The organism is Lederbergia citrea (genome assembly GCF_018343525.1).
Lineage (GTDB): Bacteria > Bacillota > Bacilli > Bacillales > Bacillaceae_C > Lederbergia > Lederbergia citrea.
Map to the genome: position 1 here is coordinate 24,850 of NZ_JAGYPH010000007.1, position 18,599 is coordinate 43,448.

Genomic DNA, 18,599 nt, shown 5'->3' on the forward strand with positions numbered 1-18,599 from the left:
GGTAAAGGAATGCGGATAATATCTACTGACAAAGCACCGGCTGCCATTGGTCCTTATTCACAAGGAATCGTCGTAAACAATATGTTTTACAGCTCTGGTCAAATACCTTTAACCCCAGAAGGAACGATCATTTCTGACGATACTGTAGAACAGGTACATCAAGTATTCCGTAATCTCCAAGCTGTGCTGGAAGAAGCTGGTGCTTCATTGGAAACAGTGGTCAAAGCGACTGTCTTTATAAAAAATATGGATGACTTTGCAACGATTAATGAAGTATACGGTGAATATTTTTCAACACATAAACCGGCACGGTCCTGTGTAGAAGTTGCCCGTTTGCCGAAAGATGTACAACTTGAAATAGAAGTCATTGCCCTGGTTAAATAATAAAAACCGCTACCTCATTTTAGGGGAGCGGTTTTTTTATGTCCAAATAACTTAAATAACCGATAAAATCAATAAATAAACCTTTTATTCATAAGTTTTTAAAAAATTTTACAATTAAAGAAGGAGAATTACATTCTGTGTTGAATACATACTTATGATTCTATCTAGGACCAGAAGGTGGTGAGCACAATGGAAGTAACAGATGTGAGACTACGCCGTGTCAACACAGAGGGTAGAATGAGAGCGATTGCTTCGATTACCCTAGATAATGAGTTTGTTGTACATGATATTCGCGTGATTGACGGAAACAATGGTTTGTTTGTGGCGATGCCTAGCAAACGCACTCCGGATGGAGAATTTCGCGACATTGCTCATCCAATCAATTCTAACACCCGCAGCAAAATCCAAGACGTTGTATTGGCAGAATATCATCGTTTAGGAGAAGTAGAAGAACCGGAGTTGGAAGAAGCCGGTGCTTCCTAATTATAAACTGCAACTAGAGCCCTACTTCTAAGTACGGCTCTTTTTTATTTTAGGGGACAGGTTCACGCGAACCTGTCCCCTTCCGCTTTTTAATTGTCCAGCTCCAGGCGCTAGGAGCTCGAGGTCATAAGCCAATCGCTGCAGAAGGCAAAGAGCGCCTTCGTCAGCGCTCGTCTTATGCTTGTCGCTCCTGAGCAAGCGCCTTCCGCTTTTCTAATTAGTGTCCAATTTTTATACTTTTGGTCGTTTTGTTGAAAAAATACGTTATTTAAGATATATTCATAAGGGAAAAAAGGTTTATGGGGGACCGTTTATGACAAATAGATTCGCTGTAATTTTGGCTGCGGGACAAGGCACAAGAATGAAGTCAAAACTATATAAAGTGCTTCATCCAATCTGTGGAAAGCCAATGGTAGAGCATGTAGTCGAAAACGTTTCCGAGCTCAAAGTTGACAAGATTGTTACAGTTGTTGGTCATGGAGCTGAGCTTGTGAAAACTCACCTGGAAGGAAAAAGTGACTTTGTTCTACAGGATGAGCAGCTTGGGACTGCCCATGCGGTCATGCAGGCGAAAGAAGCCCTGAGTGGCAAGAAGGGAACAACTCTGGTCATTTGCGGGGATACACCACTTATTAAAGCTGATACAATGGAAGCTTTACTTGAACAGCATAAAGCACAACAAGCAAAAGCAACCATCTTAACTGCATATACAGATAAGCCTGACGGCTATGGTAGAGTTATTCGTAATTCTGAAGGTATGGTTGAAAAAATCGTTGAACATAAAGATGCAAACGAAGAAGAAAAGAACGTGAAAGAAATTAATACGGGCACCTATTGCTTTGATAATGAAGCATTATTTAACGCACTTGAGCATGTATCGAATGAAAATGCGCAAGGTGAATACTATCTTCCCGATGTGATTGAGATTTTGAAGTCACAAAATGAGGTAGTTTCGGCCTATCAAACAGCTGACTTTGATGAAACAATGGGCGTAAACGATCGGGTTGCGCTTGCCGAAGCAGAACGACTAATGAGAAAAAGAATTAATGAAAAGCAAATGCGTCATGGCGTAACAATCATTGATCCGGCCAATACTTATATTGATGCTGATGTTGAAATCGGCAGTGATACAACAATCTACCCAGGAACAGTATTGAAAGGAAAGACTGTGATTGGGGAAGACTGCCATATTGGACCTAACAGTGAAATGGTAGATGCCGTCATTGGTTCTGAGACTTATGTTCGCCAATCGGTTATTCATGACAGTTCTGTTGGTTCACATGTTCATATTGGGCCATTTGCTCATATTCGGCCACAATCGAATATTCATGACGAGGTTAAAATCGGCAACTTTGTCGAAATTAAAAAGGCTGATTTTGGAAAAGGCAGTAAGGCGTCTCATCTAAGCTATATTGGCGATGCTGAAGTAGGTACCAATGTGAACGTGGGCTGCGGTTCCATTACCGTAAACTATAACGGTAAAACTAAAGCATTAACAAAAATAGAAGATAATGTGTTTGTTGGTTGTAACTCCAATCTAGTTGCACCGGTTACGATTGGTGAAGGTGCCTATATTGCGGCAGGTTCAACAATTACAAAAGATGTGCCCGGAGAGGCCCTTTCCATTGCACGTGCGAGACAGGTTAATAAAGAAGAATACGTCAAGAAACTAAATTTGAAAAACTAATTGGAGGTTCAACATGTCAAATCAATATCTTGACCCGAGCTTGAAAATATTCTCATTAAGTTCAAACCGTGCTTTAGCGCAGGAAGTTGCAAAAGTGGTAGGTTTGGAACTTGGGAAGTGTTCCGTAAATCGATTCAGTGATGGAGAAATTCAAATTAATATTGAAGAAAGTATCCGTGGGTGTGATGTGTATGTTGTTCAATCAACGAGCGACCCAGTAAATGATCATTTGATGGAACTCCTTATTATGATTGATGCGTTGAAACGTGCGTCAGCAAAAACAATTAATCTTGTGATGCCTTACTACGGCTATGCTCGTCAAGACCGAAAAGCGCGAGCACGTGAGCCAATCACGGCGAAACTAGTAGCAAACTTAATTGAAATAGCTGGTGCTACTCGAATAATTAATCTCGACCTCCATGCACCTCAAATTCAAGGATTCTTTGATATCCCTACTGACCACTTAATGGGAGTGCCAATTTTAGGTGATTATTTTAAAACAAAACATTTCGATAGAGATGAAGTTGTTATTGTTTCGCCTGATCACGGCGGTGTAACACGGGCAAGAAGACTTGCTGATCGTTTAAAAGCGCCGATTGCGATTATTGATAAACGTCGCCCGCGCCCGAACGTATCTGAAGTCATGAATATTGTCGGTAATGTGGAAGGGAAAATTGCCATCTTAATCGATGACATTATTGATACAGCGGGAACAATTACTCTTGCTGCTAATGCTCTTACCGAAGCGGGTGCAAAGGAAGTATTTGCATGTTGTACACATCCAGTTCTATCGGGGCCAGCTATCGAAAGAATAGAAAGCTCAAATATAAAAGAACTAATTGTAACGAATTCAATTGTTCTTCCTGAAGACAAGAAAATCGACAAAATTAAAGAACTCTCAGTGGCGCCTTTGCTCGGCGAAGCCATCATTCGCGTCCACGAGAACCAGTCGGTTAGTACATTATTTGATTAATAAAAAATGAAGCAATTAAGCACCGGAAATTTCCGGTGCTTTAGATTTGTGAAATTATAAAAAAGGACCTTAAAAGTTCCCTTTTAAAGTCAATGCACTTATAAACTTGGTTGTTGATTTGCTTCTCTTTCCGCTCCAATCAACAGTGTTAAAAAAGGTATAGTACCTCAAATTGAGGAATTATACCTTTTTTGCTGTAAAGTTATAGATCAATATGAAACGGGCCGGTACTTTAATAATAAATCAACATCGATCTTTATGAATTAGTTGGTAACACTTTGTGGGTTTGGAGAAGCGTCCGCTCGACTCCTGCGGGATCTGCGAGCCAGCCGAGACCCTGCAGGAGCGTAGCGACGAAGCGGCTCGGCGCTCGCCCTGCGGAAAGCGAGCAGTAAGCTTCGGAAAACCCGCTCTCTCTTATATAAAAATAAAATAACGAAATTTCCGGTGCTTTTTCATATCATTAGATGTTTATTCTTTAATGTGATAGGGTAAAGATAGAGATAGACCATTGTTTTACATATTAGGGAGAGGGCGTGTAATACTTATGAGTACAGTACTATCAGCAAAAAGTCGTACGAGCGAACGCCGTTCACAATTATCGGACGTTCGTAATCAGGGTAACATTCCTGCAGTAGTTTATGGGTATAGGGTGGAAAATACCCCCATCACCATTAATAGTGCAGAGTTTCTTAAGACAATGCGTGAAGTAGGTAGAAATGGTGTTATTTCCCTTGATCTCGAAGGAAAAAAGTTAAACGTACTCTTACATGAGTATCAAGAAGATCCGTTGAGAAAAGAAGTCATTCATGCTGATTTTCTCGTCGTCGACATGTCGGTAGAAATTGAAGCGAGTGTCCGCGTTGAGTTATCAGAGGATGCTGTTGGAGTGAAGAGCGGTGGAGTTCTGCAAACTTTGCTTCATGAGCTTTCTGTAACGGCTATTCCGGATGAAATTCCTGAAGTCATCCACCTAGATATTGCAAACTTGGATATTGGAGAATCCTTGACAGTTGGTGAAATTCGCAATCAATTTTCATGTAAAATCAATCATGAAGATGATGAGCCAATCGCAAATATCCAACCACCAAGAACGGAAGAAGAAGATCCGGATGGAGGAGTACGAGAAGAGAATCCATCGGAAGATAACGGAGATCCAGTAGAAAACGTTTAAATATAGTAAAATATTACAAGCGCAGCCACAAGTGGTTGCGCTTTTATTCCGTCTAGTTCAAAGTGCTTTTGTTCTTGTACCTCTGTGACTTTTCGGTATAATAAAGGAAAGAAACAGTTAAAACAAACTGGAGTGTTTGGTAAATGAAATTAATTGCAGGATTGGGGAATCCCGGTTCTACCTATAATAAAACGAGACATAATATCGGCTTTGAAGTGGTTGAGGAGTTGGCAAACCGGTTTGGTTCACCCCTTAATCAGTCAAAATTTAATGGCGTCTACTCCATCATCCATAAAAATGGAGAAAAATTCATTTTGTTAAAACCTTTAACATATATGAATTTATCCGGAGAAAGCATTCGTCCCATTATGGACTACTATGATATTGCTATTGAAGATTTAGTCGTTATTTATGATGATTTGGATTTACCAGTTGGAAAAATTAGATTAAGGCAAAAAGGAAGTGCGGGTGGCCATAACGGCATCAAGTCCACCATTGCCCATTTAAACACCGAAAACTTCAATCGGATTAGAGTCGGGATCAACCGGCCGCCGATAGGAATGACGGTCCCTGATTATGTTCTCGGCAAATTTTATAAAGAAGAATGGCAAGAAATGCAAAATGTTATCCAAACATGTGCTGATGCATGTGAAGAGTGGCTAAATAAACCATTTCTTGAAGTAATGAACCGCTTTAATGCAAAGTAACGAATAACTCCCTCCAATGCTGTTCATAATATATGGACAGATTGTATATGCAAGGAGGATAAATATGCCAGTTCATTACTATTGCCGCCATTGTGCTGCTAAAATGGGAACAATTGAAGAAGCTTCAATAAACTCGGAACAACTTGGCATTCATAAATTAACGAATGAAGAAAGGGACGAGATGGTCTCCTATAGTTCGGAGGGAGATATTCATATCCAAGCAATATGTGAAGACTGCCAAGAAGCCTTTGCCAAAAACCCCGAATTGCATCAATATGATTATCTGATTCATTAAAAGCTTTGGAGCTCGGTCCAAAGCGTTTTTCTATTTAAATATCCAGCTAGCGGTGCCTGTCAGGGCTTAAGGTTAAGCCTAATAGGTACCTCTCGCTTTTGATCGTCAACGCATTTCTTGAGAAGAGGAGATAGACATGCAAGGTTTAAAGAGCTTAATTTTACAGCAACAAGAGATACAATCAATCATTTCTGGTATCGAGGAAAACCTTGATGAGCAGTTGATCGCGGGCTTATCCGGATCAGCTAGGGCTGTTTTTATTGCTGCTACAGCCGAAAAAACCGGAAAATCTATCGTTGTCGTCACCCATAATCTTTTGCAAGCTCAAAAGCTTCACGAGGATTTATTGCAATTTATGGATGAAGAACAACTATTCCTATATCCAGCCAATGAATTAATTGCAGCAGAACTTAGCATTGCAAGTCCCGAACTGCGCGCCCAGAGAATTGAGACGCTAAACTATATGGCGTCGGGCCGTCGCGGTGTTTTTGTTGTTCCAATGGCCGGATTAAGAAAAATTTTACCCCCTCCAGCGAAGTGGAAGGAATATCAATTGCATATTGAAGTAGGTAAGGATTTAGATCTTGAAAAGGATTTGCTTACTTTTGTTCAAATGGGCTATAGCCGTGCTGAAATGGTCAGTGCACCTGGGGAATTCAGCCTGCGCGGTGGCATTTTAGACATTTATCCACTTACAGAAGTGGATCCGATCCGAATTGAGCTCTTTGATACTGAGGTTGACTCTATTCGTACCTTCTCACTTGATGACCAACGCTCAAAAGATAAAAGAGAGAAAATTGTCATTGGCCCGGCAACAGAGGCTCCGATTGACAGTAACCAATTTAATCAAATTACTCAGCAGCTTGAAGCCGGGTTATCCCGTTCATTAAAGAAGCTTAACAATGAACAAGCTAAAGAACGTATGGCAGAGAATGTTGGTTTTGATTTAGAAAAGTTTCGAAATGGACAAAAACCAGAGCAATTTTTTAAATACTTATCATATGCCTATGAGTCTCCTGCCAGTTTGCTAGATTATATTTCTACCAATGGGCTGCTTATTTTTGATGAACTAAGCCGTATAAATGAAATGAATGAACGACTGGAAAAAGAAGAAGCTGAATGGTATACATCCCTACTGGAACGTGGAGAGATTATTCACGGGCTTGCCGTTTCCAATCAACTAGGAAATCTGCTTTCTAAACATGAATTGCCACGTGTTTATCTTTCTTTATTTTTAAGACATATAGCTAATACAAGTCCACAGAACATTGCAAATGTTCCATGTAAATTAATGCAGAATTTCCACGGCCAAATGCATTTACTTAAAGCTGAAATCGACCGCTGGAGGAAAAATCAATTTTCGGTTGTGTTTCTGGCACCAGATGGGCAAAGGGCAAAGAAAATGCAATCGGTTTTAATGGACTATGAAATCGAAGCGGCTATCGTGGAAGGGTCTGAGAATCCGATAACGGGAATTCAAATATATCAAGGGGCACTGAATACTGGATTTGAACTTCCTTTGTCAAAGATGGTTGTCATTACGGAAGAGGAAATATTTAATAAAAAGACACGAAAGTCGAAGCGTCGGCAAAAACTATCTAACGCTGAGCGGATCAAAAGTTATTCTGAGTTGCAAGTCGGTGATTATGTAGTCCATGTCAATCATGGAATCGGAAAATATTTAGGTATTGAAACGCTTGTAATTAATGGGGTTCATAAGGACTATTTACATCTTAAATATCAAGCAAGCGATAAATTATATGTACCTGTTGAACAAATTGACCTCGTCCAAAAATATGTGGGCTCCGAAGGAAAAGAGCCGAAGGTGTATAAACTGGGCGGGAGTGATTGGAAGCGCGTCAAAAAGAAAGTAGAATCATCTGTTAAGGATATAGCGGATGACTTGATTAAGTTGTATGCAGAACGGGAAGCGGCAAAGGGCTACCCATATTCCCCTGACAGCGACATGCAACGTGAATTTGAAGCCTCTTTCCCATATCAAGAAACGGAAGATCAGCTCCGTTCCATTGTGGAAATAAAGCATGATATGGAAAGGGAAAGGCCGATGGATCGCCTTTTATGTGGTGATGTTGGCTATGGGAAAACAGAAGTTGCAATAAGGGCTGCATTCAAAGCGATCATGGACGGCAAGCAAGTGGCAATACTCGTGCCGACAACAATTTTGGCACAGCAGCATTTTGAAACAATCAAAGAGCGATATCAGGACTTCCCAATCAATATTGGTTTACTAAGCCGCTTTCGTACGAAAAAGCAGCAAACCGAAACCGCAAAAGGTTTGAAGAATGGTACGGTTGATATTGTTGTTGGAACACACAGGCTGCTGTCAAAAGATATCCAATTTGCTGAGCTCGGACTTTTAATCGTTGACGAAGAGCAGCGTTTTGGGGTGACACATAAAGAGAAAATCAAACAATTAAAAACAAATGTAGATGTTTTGACATTAACAGCTACACCAATCCCAAGAACACTTCATATGTCTATGCTGGGTGTCCGAGACTTATCAGTCATTGAAACACCGCCGGAAAACCGGTTCCCAGTTCAAACGTATGTCATGGAATATAACGGGGCTCTTGTAAAAGAAGCGATTGAACGTGAGCTTTCCCGAGACGGTCAAATATATTTTCTTTATAACCGGGTTGAGGATATTGAGAGAAAAGCTGAAGAGATTTCCATGCTTGTACCTGATGCAAGGGTAGCCTATGCACATGGGCAAATGACTGAGTCCGAGCTGGAATCCGTTATTTTAAGCTTCCTTGACGGTGAATTTGATGTCCTTGTGACTACGACCATTATCGAGACTGGAGTAGATATCCCGAACGTCAACACGTTAATCGTACATGATGCGGACAGGATGGGCCTTTCACAGCTTTATCAATTGAGAGGGAGGGTCGGCCGTTCAAACCGGGTCGCGTACGCGTACTTTACGTACAGAAAGGATAAGGTTCTCACAGAAATCGCAGAAAAAAGGCTCCAGGCAATAAAAGAATTTACCGAATTAGGTTCTGGATTTAAAATTGCCATGCGGGATTTGTCCATCAGGGGTGCTGGGAATCTGCTCGGTGCACAGCAGCATGGTTTCATTGACTCCGTCGGTTTTGACCTGTATTCGCAAATGCTCAAAGAAGCCATTGACGAACGTAAAGGTGAAATCCACCAAAAGAGGACTCCTTCTTTTGAAGTGGAACTTGAACTCGATGCATATATTCCCGATGCATATATTAGCGACGGACATCAGAAAATAGAAATGTATAAACGCTTTAGAAATATAGATTCTTTGGATGAATTAGAAGAGCTACGCGAAGAAATGATCGATCGTTTTGGAGATTACCCATATCAAGTCGGTTATTTATTTACTGTGGCAGAGATAAAAGTTTTTGCTCGGGCAGCAAGTTTGGAGTCCATTAAACAATCGAAATCAGAAATTGCCATTTATATGTCTGAAGAAGGAACGCAAGAAATGGATGGATCAAAGGTCTTTAGTATATGTAGCCGACATGGCCGCATGGTTGGATTAGGTATGGATGGTTCAAAGTTGAAGATTACCATTCAAATTAGCCGAATGAATACGGATGAATGGCTCGAAATCGCTCAAGCCATCATGAAAGACCTGGGAAATGCCAAAAAACAACCGTAAAATAAAGAGCCTCTCTAATCGGATGATGAGTAAATTTTAGTTAAATTGAAATGCCCTCCAAAAAAATCAGTTAATTATGTATAGAACTTTCTAACTGAAAGATACTAAATTCAATAACTGTTGGTAGGAATTGAAAAAAACGGAAGCTGGCAATGTGATGATGGAGCTGTACTGTTTGTATTAGTATCAATCAGGCTAGAGGCATCCGGATAATCATCTGATGAAAGAGAGGCAGCATAAGATGAAAGCAACTGGTATTGTTCGTCGAATTGATGATTTAGGAAGGGTGGTCATCCCGAAAGAAATTAGAAGGACACTTCGAATTCGTGAAGGAGACCCATTAGAGATTTTTGTAGATCGAGATGGAGAAGTCATCTTGAAAAAATATTCTCCAATTAATGAATTGGGTAATTTTGCTAAAGAGTATGGAGAAGCTTTATTTGAAAGTTTAGGAAGTGCCGTTTTAATCTGCGATCGAGATGCAGTTATTGCTGTTGCAGGTGGATCGAAAAAGGAATATTTGAATAAAAACAATGGAGATATGATTGAAAAGGCAATGGCAGACAGATCATCTCACCTAGAGAAAAAATCAGGTAATGTTTCGCTGATTGATGGTAATGAAGAAGAGATAGCTTCTTATACCATTGCCCCAATCATCGCGAGCGGTGATCCGATTGGTGCAGTTGTCATTTTCTCCAAAGAACAAACAATTGGTGAAATTGAACAAAAATCAGCCGAAACCGCGGCAAGCTTTCTGGCAAGACAAATGGAATCCTAGACGAAAGGAAACGAGCCAAGCATCAAGCTTGGCTCGTTTTCTATGCTATAATAACATTTCACTTGAGAATTAATTCCAAACTAGAAAGGCGAGGGAGAGCTTGCCACAAGAAAAATCAAATCACTATATCCGGGGAGCAATGGTCTTAACAGCAGCAGCATTTATAGTGAAAATTTTGAGTGCCGCTTATCGAGTGCCTTTTCAAAATATCGTAGGCGATATTGGATTTTACATATATCAGCAAGTATATCCCATCTATGGGATTGGAGCCGTTTTAGCCACATCCGGCTTCCCTATCATTATTTCTAAGATGGCTGCAGAAAGTGAAGCGGGAAAACGAAATAAGTTTACACATGATTTGCAGGCCGCTTTTTTGACCCTACTTATTTTAGGCCTATTCTTCAATAGCTTGTTTTTTTTCGGTGCAAATATCATTGCAAGATTGATGGGTGATGAGCTACTCGCTCCCTTAATTAAGGTCACCTCCTTTACCTTTCTCTTCATGCCGTTCCTTTCAGTATGGCGTGGATATTTCCAAGGTGTAGGAAATATGGTTCCCACTGCTATCACTCAAGTTACAGAACAATTAGCAAGAGTATCGGCGATATTGTTGATTGCTTCACTCTTAATAGCTAATGGACATTCACTGTATGAAGCAGGCAGAGGAGCATGGGCAGGGTCGCTGCTTGGCGGATTTATCGGCTTACTTTTAATTACGATCTTTGCAGCAAGATATAAAATTATTTCGCCCTTAATTGCCAAAGGCTTGGCCTTACGGAAATTTTATAGAACGGCCCACATTGTACTCGTTCACGGGACGGCTATGTGCTTAAGCGGCATGGTACTCATCCTTTTTCAATTCATCGATTCCTTTAGTCTTTATTCATTACTCGTTCATTCAGGAATTGAAACAGAACAGGCGAAAGCCTTAAAAGGTATCTTTGATCGCGGTCAGCCTCTCATTCAATTAGGAACTGTCGCGGCCGCTTCGTTCTCACTTGCGCTCGTTCCGCTTATCGCCTCCGCGTGGATGAAAGGTGATACTGCCGTTTTACAAACAAAAGCGATCAATGCAGTGAAAATTAGTACAGTGATTGGGACGGGAGCTGCTGTGGGGCTTGCTAATATAATGAGACCAACCAATGCTATGCTGTTTGAAAATAGTGATGGGTCATCCGTTCTCTCCATTTTAGCAATAGCAATCTTTTTCAGTTCACTGATCATGGTTTGTTCAGGTATCCTGCAAGGACTGGGTCATGTGTTTGCCCCTGCAAAATATATTTTGATTGGTCTTGCTTTCAAAGCGACTGGAAACCTCATTTTCGTTCCGTTATATGGAACGAAGGGAGCCGCACTGGCAACAATAATCGGTCTAGCAATGGTCACAATTCTTTTAATAAAAAAGCTGAATAAAAGAGTAAATATTATTGAGATTTTGTCGAAGATGATTAAGAATCTAAGTTTGGCGGGAGCGGCGATGACGGTAATCCTACAATTATGGATGCTGCTTTTTACTCTAGCTAATGTGCAAGGCAGATTATGGAGCACAATGATCGCTTTATCGAGTGTATCCATTGGTGGCGCTGTGTTCTTAGCTTTCATTTTGCGCACCCGCTTATTAACTGAAGAGGAAATCACCATTCTTCCTTTTGGAAGCAGGCTCAGTCTCATCAACGCAAACAGAAAACGAGAAAAGAGGCAGTCAGAATGAAGCAAATTATTATTATCGGCCTGGGAGCTGGAGATTTGGAGCAGCTTCCGCTAGGTATTTATAAAAAACTGAAAAATGCTGAGCAGCTTTTTTTAAGAACGAAAGAACATCCTGCTGTCAGTGAGCTTATCGATGAAGACATCTCTTTTGACTCTTTTGATGCGATTTACGAGAAACATGATCATTTTGAAGCGGTCTATGAAGAGATAACGAATACGCTTTTAAATAAAGCAGCTACAACTGATATTACATATGCTGTTCCTGGGCATCCGATGGTTGCTGAAAAAACCGTTCAATTACTACTTGAACGTGGGCCAGAGCAGGGAATTAACATCATTGTCTTAGGTGGACACAGCTTTTTGGATAGTCTTTTTACGGCTGTAAAAGCGGATCCTGTCGAAGGTTTCCAGCTTTTAGACGGAACATCGCTTAGAAAAGAAGATATTAGAATCAACCAGCATATTATTATTGCGCAAGTATACGATACATTTATTGCCTCAGATGTAAAATTGACTTTAATGGAAAAATACCCGGATGACTATGAAGTGATGATTGTTACGGGAGCAGGAAGCTCACATGAGAAAATCAGGAAGGTTCCGCTTTATGAATTGGACCGGCAAGTTGAACTGGACAATCTTACGAGTCTCTATGTCCCGCCAGTAACTTCACGGGAACTCGCCTATAAGGAATTTTCAACATTACGAGACATTATTGCTGAACTCCGTGGACCAGATGGCTGTCCATGGGATAAAAAGCAGACGCATACAACGCTAAAAAAATATTTAATTGAAGAAGCGTATGAGTTGCTCGATGCCATTGACCGCGATGATATCGACAATATGATTGAAGAATTAGGCGATGTCCTATTACAAGTCATGCTCCACGCCCAAATTGGTGAGGATGATGGAATGTTTTCGATTGAAGATGTCATCGAAAGCATATCGGAGAAAATGGTTCGCCGCCATCCCCATGTGTTCGGGGAAGCGACAGCAAATAATCCTGAAGAAGTAGTAGCTAATTGGGAAAAGATAAAAGCTTCTGAGAAAAATATAAAGGCGGATGTTTCGCTATTGAGTAAGTCGGAAAAAGGATTACCTGCTCTATTGAAAGCTTATGATTACCAAAAAATTGCTGCTAAAGTTGGTTTTGATTGGAGTCAGGCTGAGGAAGCTTGGAAAAAAGTAAAAGAAGAAATGCAGGAATTTGAGCTTGAATTAGCGAAAGGAAATAAAGAAGAGCAACTTCATGAGTTGGGAGATTTACTGTTTGCTGTTGTAAATGTGGCCCGGCTCTTAGGTTTTCATCCAGAAGAAGCACTCCAGGCATCGAACGAAAAATTTTACCGTCGCTTTTCATACGTAGAAGAAAAAGTTCGAGAGAGTGGTAAACCGTTTAAAGAGTTTAATCTCGAAGCCTTGGACCAACTTTGGGATGTAGCGAAGAAAGAAGGTTTATAGGAGAGGTGATAGTGATGGCAACAATGCGATTAGATAAATTTTTAAAAGTTTCCCGATTAATAAAAAGACGAACGCTTGCAAAAGAGGTTGCAGACAAAGGCCGTATTTCCATAAACGGTTTGCAGGCGAAAGCAAGCTCCAATGTAAAAGTTGGTGATGAGCTTGAAATCCGCTACGGACAAAAGCTCGTAACAGTCACAATTAATGAACTTCAAGAATCTACGAGAAAAGAAGAAGCAGCCAATATGTACACCATTTTAAAAGAAGAAAAAATCAATCCAGAAGATTAATCATAAAATAATAGGCGCTTCCGCTTTTCGTTGCCAGCTCCAGCGCCCAGCGACTAGCAAACTTTCGGATTCTTCCTACGATAAGTCAACATCAATTCGCCTGCGGCTCATTGTGTTTCCTTTATCTCGTCAGAATCCTTGAAATTTGTACGTCGCTTAACGGGCGCTTCCGCTTTTCGCGACAGCTTGTTCTATTTGTTCATATTCTCTCATATGTTTTAACAAAACCAGTGCGAAAATGAGGGATGAAAATGAACCAATATTATGAGTCTGTACCTGGCGGAAAGGGTCCGGTGCCAGAGCATGATGTGATCATGCGGGGTAGGAAATTACTTGATATAACGGGCGTTAAGCAAGTGGAAAGCTTTGATAATGAAGAGTTCTTGCTAGAAACATCGATGGGATTTCTTGCAATTCGTGGTCAAAATTTACAGATGAAGAATCTTGATGTCGATAAAGGGATTGTGTCAATTAAAGGAAAAATTTATGATCTTGTATATTTGGATGATCATCATGGGGAGAAAGCTAAAGGATTCTTTGGCAAGCTATTTCGATGAGCTTGTCTACCCAGTTTTTTACCATGCTTTCCATGATTGCCATGGGAAGCTTTTTTGGCGCATCCCTCGACACGTATCAGCGTTTCTTAAAAAGAGGCAAAAGAAAAAGATTGATTGTATTTTTGAACGATATCCTATTTTGGATCATCCAGGGCTTAATTATTTTCTATATATTATTTCTTGTTAATCATGGCGAACTTCGATTTTATCTTATCTTAGCACTTCTCTGCGGCTTTTCTGCTTACCAAGCATTAATTAAACATCTCTATTTAAAATTTCTCGAACTTTTAATCAATTTTACGATCAAAACTGCGTTATTTATTAGGAAATTGTTGTTAAATTTAATTTATAGGCCAATCAAAGGTCTTATTTTGCTTCTTATTGGAGTACTTTTGTTTACTGCTCGCATCCTTTTCGGACTTGTAAAAATTACGGGAAGAGTGTTATTATGGATTTTAAAGATTATTTTATTTCCCTTTAAATTAATAGGAAGAGGGTTTATCTTAATACTGCCGAATTCTGTTAAAAAAGCTGTCGGACGATTATATGCATTTTTGGCAGGATTATTAAAAGCAGGCAAGAATAAATATATAAAAGTGATAAATGTTTTACGAAAAGTTTTTCGTAAATAAATGCGAGGAGGCCTCAGGGTGGGAGTCAAACATAAAATGCCGATCGCTTCACTAGAAACAAACTATATGAAGCAACAAGAAGTCGCAATGAAAAGAGCAGTAAAAAGAAGAAAACTCCTTTTGCGTCGGTTGTCTGTATTTCTTATCCTGACGGTTGCTTTGTCTTATTTAGTTATTTCCACTCTTGTTTTCAGATCATCGATTTTGGAATCAAAGCAGGAAGAGAAAGTGAAGTTAGAAGAGACGCTTGCGAAGTTAGAAAAAAAACAAGCAATGCTTGAAAACGAAATTGTTAAGCTTAACGATGATGAATATATAGCTAAGCTTGCAAGAAGTGAATATTTTCTATCTGATAAAGGTGAAGTAATATTTAACATTCCTGATCCGAAAAAGAAAAAAGAAGAAGAGATGTCATATTGACACCTTTTTCAAAAGTCCGATATAATATAGAATAAGGTTTATTTTTTTATACTTTAAGGAGGATAAATTTTTTTATGTCGATCGAAGTAGGCAGCAAGTTACAAGGTAAGGTAACAGGCATCACTCATTTTGGAGCGTTTGTGGAATTGCCCGAGGGCACAACAGGACTTGTTCACATCAGTGAAGTAGCCGACAATTATGTAAAAGACATTAATGAGCATTTAAAAGTTGGCGATCAAGTCCTTGTTAAGGTCTTAAACGTTGAGAAGGACGGCAAAATTGGATTGTCAATCCGTAAAGCGAAAGACCAGCCGCCGGCTCAATCTCATTCAAACCAGCGTCCGCGTCATAACCGTACGAATGATTTTCGTCCAAAAGAAAGCTTTGAGCAAAAAATGAATCGGTTCTTAAAAGACAGTGAAGACCGTTTATCATCTTTGAAACGCAACACAGAATCGAAGCGCGGTGGACGAGGCGCAAGGCGAGGTTAACTTGCTGTCTGTTTTTTAATAATAAATGCGCAAGGCGCTAGACAAAAAAATGACAAATCCACATCCGGATTTGTCATTTTTTTTGAAATAACCATTGACAAGATTTTCGACTGTCTGTATTATAGACATTGTGCCTTTTAACAAAAGGAATCATGGCGGCGTAGCTCAGCTGGCTAGAGCGTACGGTTCATACCCGTAAGGTCGTGGGTTCGATCCCCTCCGCCGCTATTAAAAGAAAAGCATAAGGCGCTTGCCAAAAGAAAAACAAAAAGCGTAAGACAAATTTCCCACAAGAATTTGTCTTATGCTTTTTATTTTGCCCAATTTAGTCGAACTCTTTTTTTTGCAATCTCCATCAAACTGACAAATTTTTAATACAAGCCCCATTATAATGAGTAAAACTAATCACAGTGGGGAGTGGTGAAAAAGTGGAAAGAGGAGATCGCAGTGTAATTCCGCCGGCAGATAATGTTGACCTGCATGAAACAAAAATGGAATTTACAAATGGGCTGAAAAAATTACAGCAGAAATTAGAGTATCTTTTTTTGCAGAAGGGTATCGCTTTGCTACTCGTAGCTTTACTTTTGGGACGAGCATTAATTTTATCCCATCTTACGCCATTTGCACTGCCTTTCTTTGCGGTTGTCTATATCATAAAAAGAGAGAAGGCTCCGCTTGTTCTTTTCGGTCTCTTGGTTGGTTCGCTTACGCTGTCGATGGGGAATGCCGCATTTACATTTGCACTATGCATGCTATTTCTTGTTAGTTTTAAAATATTTGAGGCTTTTTCAAAAAGAGTCGTCAGAATCTTGCCTTATTTTGTTTTTGGTATATCCTTTTTCACGAAATGTGGCTATCAGTTTATGGTAAATGGTCAAACGCTTACTCGATACGACAGCGTAATGGCTGGTGTTGAAGCGGGGCTTGCCCTTGTACTCGTTTTTATTTTTATGCAAAGCATCCCATTTTTAACTTTTCACAAAAGGAAAAAAACACTAAAAACCGAAGAAGTAATCAGCCTTATCATCATGCTTGCTTCGGTTATGACCGGAACAATTGGCTGGACTTTTTATGACTTGTCCATTGAACATATTCTTTCTCGCTATTTAGTCATCTTATTTGCATTTACCGCTGGAGCGACAGTCGGATCGACCGTCGGGGTAGTGACTGGACTGATTTTTAGCCTTGCGAGCGTTTCTAGCTTCTTTCAAATGAGTCTTCTCGCATTTTCAGGTTTATTGGGTGGATTACTCAAAGAAGGAAAACGTGCTGGAACTGCAATCGGGCTCATTGTAGCAACCGTACTTATCGGCATGTACGGCGAGACGAATACGATTCTTATGGAAACAATCTATGAGTCATGTGCTGCCATTCTTCTACTCTTTTTAACTCCTATTAGCCTGATAGATAAGCTTGCTCGTCATATACCTGGTACACCGGAACATGCGCAGGATCAGCAACGTTATGCCAGGAAAATCCGTGATATCACAGTTCGCAGGGTTGAACAATTTTCCTCTGTCTTTCAAGCATTGTCGAACAGCTTTTCTCAACCGGAAAAATGGCAAGAAGATGAAGAAGAGCAGGAGTTTGATTTCTTCCTTAGCCATGTCACAGAAAAAACATGTCAAACTTGTTTTAAAAAATCTCAATGTTGGGGGAATAACTTTGATAAAACATATGAGCTTATGAAGAATGTTATGCATGAAATGGACGAAAATACAGGGACTATTCCTCCCCAAACCTTCCGCCAATTAGATAAACACTGCAATAAGGCAAAAAAAGTGCGGGATGCTATACACCAGGAACTAACGGTATATCAAGTAAATCAGCAATTGAAAAAACAAGTGCAAGAAAGTCGTAAGCTTGTAGCGGAACAACTTCTGGGCGTTTCGGCAGTAATGGGTGATTTTGCAAAAGAAATTCAAAGAGATCAGGAAAACCATCATCGCCAAGAAGAAATGATGTTTGATGCACTCCAGGATTTCGGAATAGAAATTGAACATGTGGAAATTTATAGCTTGGAACCAGGAAATATTGATATCGACATTACCTTGCCGAATAGTAGCAGTCTAGGTGAATGTGAGAAGATTATTGCTCCGCTACTTTCAGATATTTTAAATGAGACTATTATCGTGCAAAGCGAGGAATCTCCCGGGATGGGCTTCTGCTATGCAACGCTTCGATCCGCCAAGGCGTTTATAGTTGAAACGGGAGTGGCCCACGCGGCAAAAGGAGGAGGTTTTCTATCGGGGGACAGTTATTCAACGATTGAATTAGGGCCAGGAAAATATGCTGTGGCTATTAGTGATGGAATGGGTAATGGCGAAAGAGCCCATCATGAAAGTAGCGAAACGTTGAAACTTTTACAAAAAATTCTCCAATCGGGTATTGAAGAAAAGGTCGCTATTAAATCGGTCAATTCGGTTCTCTCGCTTAGATCAACGGAGGAAATCTTCTCTACTTTGGATTTGGCGATGATTGATTTGCAAAATGCGGAGGCTAAATTTCTGAAGATTGGTTCAACTCCAAGTTTTATTAAAAGAGGAAGTAAGATTTTGAAAGTTGAATCCGGAAATTTGCCGATGGGTATTTTACAAGAATTTGATGTTGATGTCGTATCGGAACAATTACGTGCTGGTGATTTGCTCATTATGATGAGTGATGGGGTGTTTGAAGGACCAAAACATGTAGAGAACTACGAACTATGGATGAAGCGCAAACTAAGAGAAATTGAAACCGATGACCCGCAAGCCATTGCAGACTTAGTGATGGAAGAAGTAATTAGAACGAGGTCGGGCGTCATAGCAGATGATATGACAATTGCCGTTGTGAAAATAAGCCATAATACGCCGAAATGGGCGGCAATTCCAGTTCGAAACAGGAAAATGAAAATCTCCTAATATAA

Annotated in this window: 17 protein-coding genes and 1 tRNA gene; all 18 read left to right on the top strand. The window is 40.1% G+C overall.

From position 1 onward, the window contains the following. Positions 1-9: 9 nt before the first annotated feature. Positions 10-384: a RidA family protein gene (locus tag KHA88_RS20520; RefSeq protein WP_213100096.1), complete on the top strand. Its 375-nt coding sequence runs from the start codon at positions 10-12 to the stop codon at positions 382-384. A gap of 189 nt (positions 385-573) precedes the next feature. Further along, positions 574-867 carry a septation regulator SpoVG gene (gene spoVG / locus KHA88_RS20525; protein ID WP_213100123.1) on the top strand — a complete coding sequence of 98 codons (294 nt, stop codon included), beginning with the start codon at positions 574-576 and terminating at the stop codon, positions 865-867. A gap of 313 nt (positions 868-1,180) precedes the next feature. Continuing rightward, positions 1,181-2,554, top strand: coding sequence for a bifunctional UDP-N-acetylglucosamine diphosphorylase/glucosamine-1-phosphate N-acetyltransferase GlmU (gene glmU, locus KHA88_RS20530; protein ID WP_213100097.1), 1,374 nt, complete (start codon positions 1,181-1,183; stop codon positions 2,552-2,554). A gap of 13 nt (positions 2,555-2,567) precedes the next feature. Then, positions 2,568-3,527, top strand: a complete 960-nt coding sequence (locus KHA88_RS20535; protein WP_213100098.1) for a ribose-phosphate diphosphokinase — start codon at positions 2,568-2,570, stop codon at positions 3,525-3,527. A gap of 547 nt (positions 3,528-4,074) precedes the next feature. Then, positions 4,075-4,701 carry a 50S ribosomal protein L25/general stress protein Ctc gene (locus KHA88_RS20540; RefSeq protein ID WP_213100099.1) on the top strand — a complete coding sequence of 209 codons (627 nt, stop codon included), beginning with the start codon at positions 4,075-4,077 and terminating at the stop codon, positions 4,699-4,701. Positions 4,702-4,844: 143 nt separating this feature from the next. Then, positions 4,845-5,408 carry an aminoacyl-tRNA hydrolase gene (pth, locus tag KHA88_RS20545; RefSeq protein ID WP_213100100.1) on the top strand — a complete coding sequence of 188 codons (564 nt, stop codon included), beginning with the start codon at positions 4,845-4,847 and terminating at the stop codon, positions 5,406-5,408. A 64-nt stretch (positions 5,409-5,472) separates the two neighbouring features. Then, on the top strand, positions 5,473-5,703 hold the full coding sequence (fin, locus tag KHA88_RS20550) for an anti-sigma-F factor Fin (protein ID WP_213100101.1): 231 nt from the start codon (positions 5,473-5,475) through the stop codon (positions 5,701-5,703). A 136-nt stretch (positions 5,704-5,839) separates the two neighbouring features. Next, complete coding sequence (gene mfd, locus KHA88_RS20555; RefSeq protein WP_213122754.1) at positions 5,840-9,358, top strand: transcription-repair coupling factor; 3,519 nt, start codon at positions 5,840-5,842, stop codon at positions 9,356-9,358. Positions 9,359-9,599: 241 nt separating this feature from the next. After that, on the top strand, positions 9,600-10,136 hold the full coding sequence (spoVT, locus tag KHA88_RS20560) for a stage V sporulation protein T (RefSeq protein WP_213108816.1): 537 nt from the start codon (positions 9,600-9,602) through the stop codon (positions 10,134-10,136). Positions 10,137-10,236: 100 nt separating this feature from the next. Continuing rightward, complete coding sequence (locus KHA88_RS20565) at positions 10,237-11,847, top strand: putative polysaccharide biosynthesis protein (protein WP_213122755.1); 1,611 nt, start codon at positions 10,237-10,239, stop codon at positions 11,845-11,847. Next, on the top strand, positions 11,844-13,304 hold the full coding sequence (gene yabN / locus KHA88_RS20570) for a bifunctional methyltransferase/pyrophosphohydrolase YabN (protein ID WP_213122756.1): 1,461 nt from the start codon (positions 11,844-11,846) through the stop codon (positions 13,302-13,304). Before KHA88_RS20565 ends, yabN begins: the two co-directional genes overlap by 4 nt. A 23-nt stretch (positions 13,305-13,327) precedes the next feature. Then, positions 13,328-13,594 (top strand): RNA-binding S4 domain-containing protein, encoded by a 267-nt coding sequence (locus KHA88_RS20575; protein WP_213108815.1) that lies wholly within the window; start codon positions 13,328-13,330, stop codon positions 13,592-13,594. 251 nt (positions 13,595-13,845) lie between these two features. Then, entirely contained in the window at positions 13,846-14,151 is a 306-nt protein-coding gene (gene yabP, locus KHA88_RS20580) for a sporulation protein YabP (protein WP_213100106.1), read from the top strand. Next, entirely contained in the window at positions 14,148-14,783 is a 636-nt protein-coding gene (gene yabQ / locus KHA88_RS20585) for a spore cortex biosynthesis protein YabQ (protein ID WP_213108802.1), read from the top strand. Before yabP ends, yabQ begins: the two co-directional genes overlap by 4 nt. Before the next feature lie 36 nt (positions 14,784-14,819). Further along, positions 14,820-15,203: an FtsB family cell division protein gene (locus KHA88_RS20590; RefSeq protein WP_213100125.1), complete on the top strand. Its 384-nt coding sequence runs from the start codon at positions 14,820-14,822 to the stop codon at positions 15,201-15,203. Between the two features lie 74 nt (positions 15,204-15,277). Further along, positions 15,278-15,694: a S1 domain-containing RNA-binding protein gene (locus tag KHA88_RS20595; RefSeq protein WP_213100108.1), complete on the top strand. Its 417-nt coding sequence runs from the start codon at positions 15,278-15,280 to the stop codon at positions 15,692-15,694. A 154-nt stretch (positions 15,695-15,848) separates the two neighbouring features. Then, positions 15,849-15,922, top strand: a tRNA-Met gene (locus KHA88_RS20600). A 200-nt stretch (positions 15,923-16,122) separates the two neighbouring features. Then, positions 16,123-18,594, top strand: coding sequence for a stage II sporulation protein E (gene spoIIE, locus KHA88_RS20605; protein WP_213108800.1), 2,472 nt, complete (start codon positions 16,123-16,125; stop codon positions 18,592-18,594). Positions 18,595-18,599 lie beyond the last annotated feature (5 nt).

What these genes read in the sequence shown, in the direction of transcription:
- KHA88_RS20520 (WP_213100096.1), top strand. Translation starts at nt 10, where the DNA reads ATGCGGATAATATCTACTGACAAAGCACCGGCTGCCATTGGTCCTTAT.
- spoVG (WP_213100123.1), top strand. Translation starts at nt 574, where the DNA reads ATGGAAGTAACAGATGTGAGACTACGCCGTGTCAACACAGAGGGTAGA.
- glmU (WP_213100097.1), top strand. Translation starts at nt 1,181, where the DNA reads ATGACAAATAGATTCGCTGTAATTTTGGCTGCGGGACAAGGCACAAGA.
- KHA88_RS20535 (WP_213100098.1), top strand. Translation starts at nt 2,568, where the DNA reads ATGTCAAATCAATATCTTGACCCGAGCTTGAAAATATTCTCATTAAGT.
- KHA88_RS20540 (WP_213100099.1), top strand. Translation starts at nt 4,075, where the DNA reads ATGAGTACAGTACTATCAGCAAAAAGTCGTACGAGCGAACGCCGTTCA.
- pth (WP_213100100.1), top strand. Translation starts at nt 4,845, where the DNA reads ATGAAATTAATTGCAGGATTGGGGAATCCCGGTTCTACCTATAATAAA.
- fin (WP_213100101.1), top strand. Translation starts at nt 5,473, where the DNA reads ATGCCAGTTCATTACTATTGCCGCCATTGTGCTGCTAAAATGGGAACA.
- mfd (WP_213122754.1), top strand. Translation starts at nt 5,840, where the DNA reads ATGCAAGGTTTAAAGAGCTTAATTTTACAGCAACAAGAGATACAATCA.
- spoVT (WP_213108816.1), top strand. Translation starts at nt 9,600, where the DNA reads ATGAAAGCAACTGGTATTGTTCGTCGAATTGATGATTTAGGAAGGGTG.
- yabN (WP_213122756.1), top strand. Translation starts at nt 11,844, where the DNA reads ATGAAGCAAATTATTATTATCGGCCTGGGAGCTGGAGATTTGGAGCAG.
- KHA88_RS20575 (WP_213108815.1), top strand. Translation starts at nt 13,328, where the DNA reads ATGCGATTAGATAAATTTTTAAAAGTTTCCCGATTAATAAAAAGACGA.
- yabP (WP_213100106.1), top strand. Translation starts at nt 13,846, where the DNA reads ATGAACCAATATTATGAGTCTGTACCTGGCGGAAAGGGTCCGGTGCCA.
- yabQ (WP_213108802.1), top strand. Translation starts at nt 14,148, where the DNA reads ATGAGCTTGTCTACCCAGTTTTTTACCATGCTTTCCATGATTGCCATG.
- KHA88_RS20590 (WP_213100125.1), top strand. Translation starts at nt 14,820, where the DNA reads ATGCCGATCGCTTCACTAGAAACAAACTATATGAAGCAACAAGAAGTC.
- KHA88_RS20595 (WP_213100108.1), top strand. Translation starts at nt 15,278, where the DNA reads ATGTCGATCGAAGTAGGCAGCAAGTTACAAGGTAAGGTAACAGGCATC.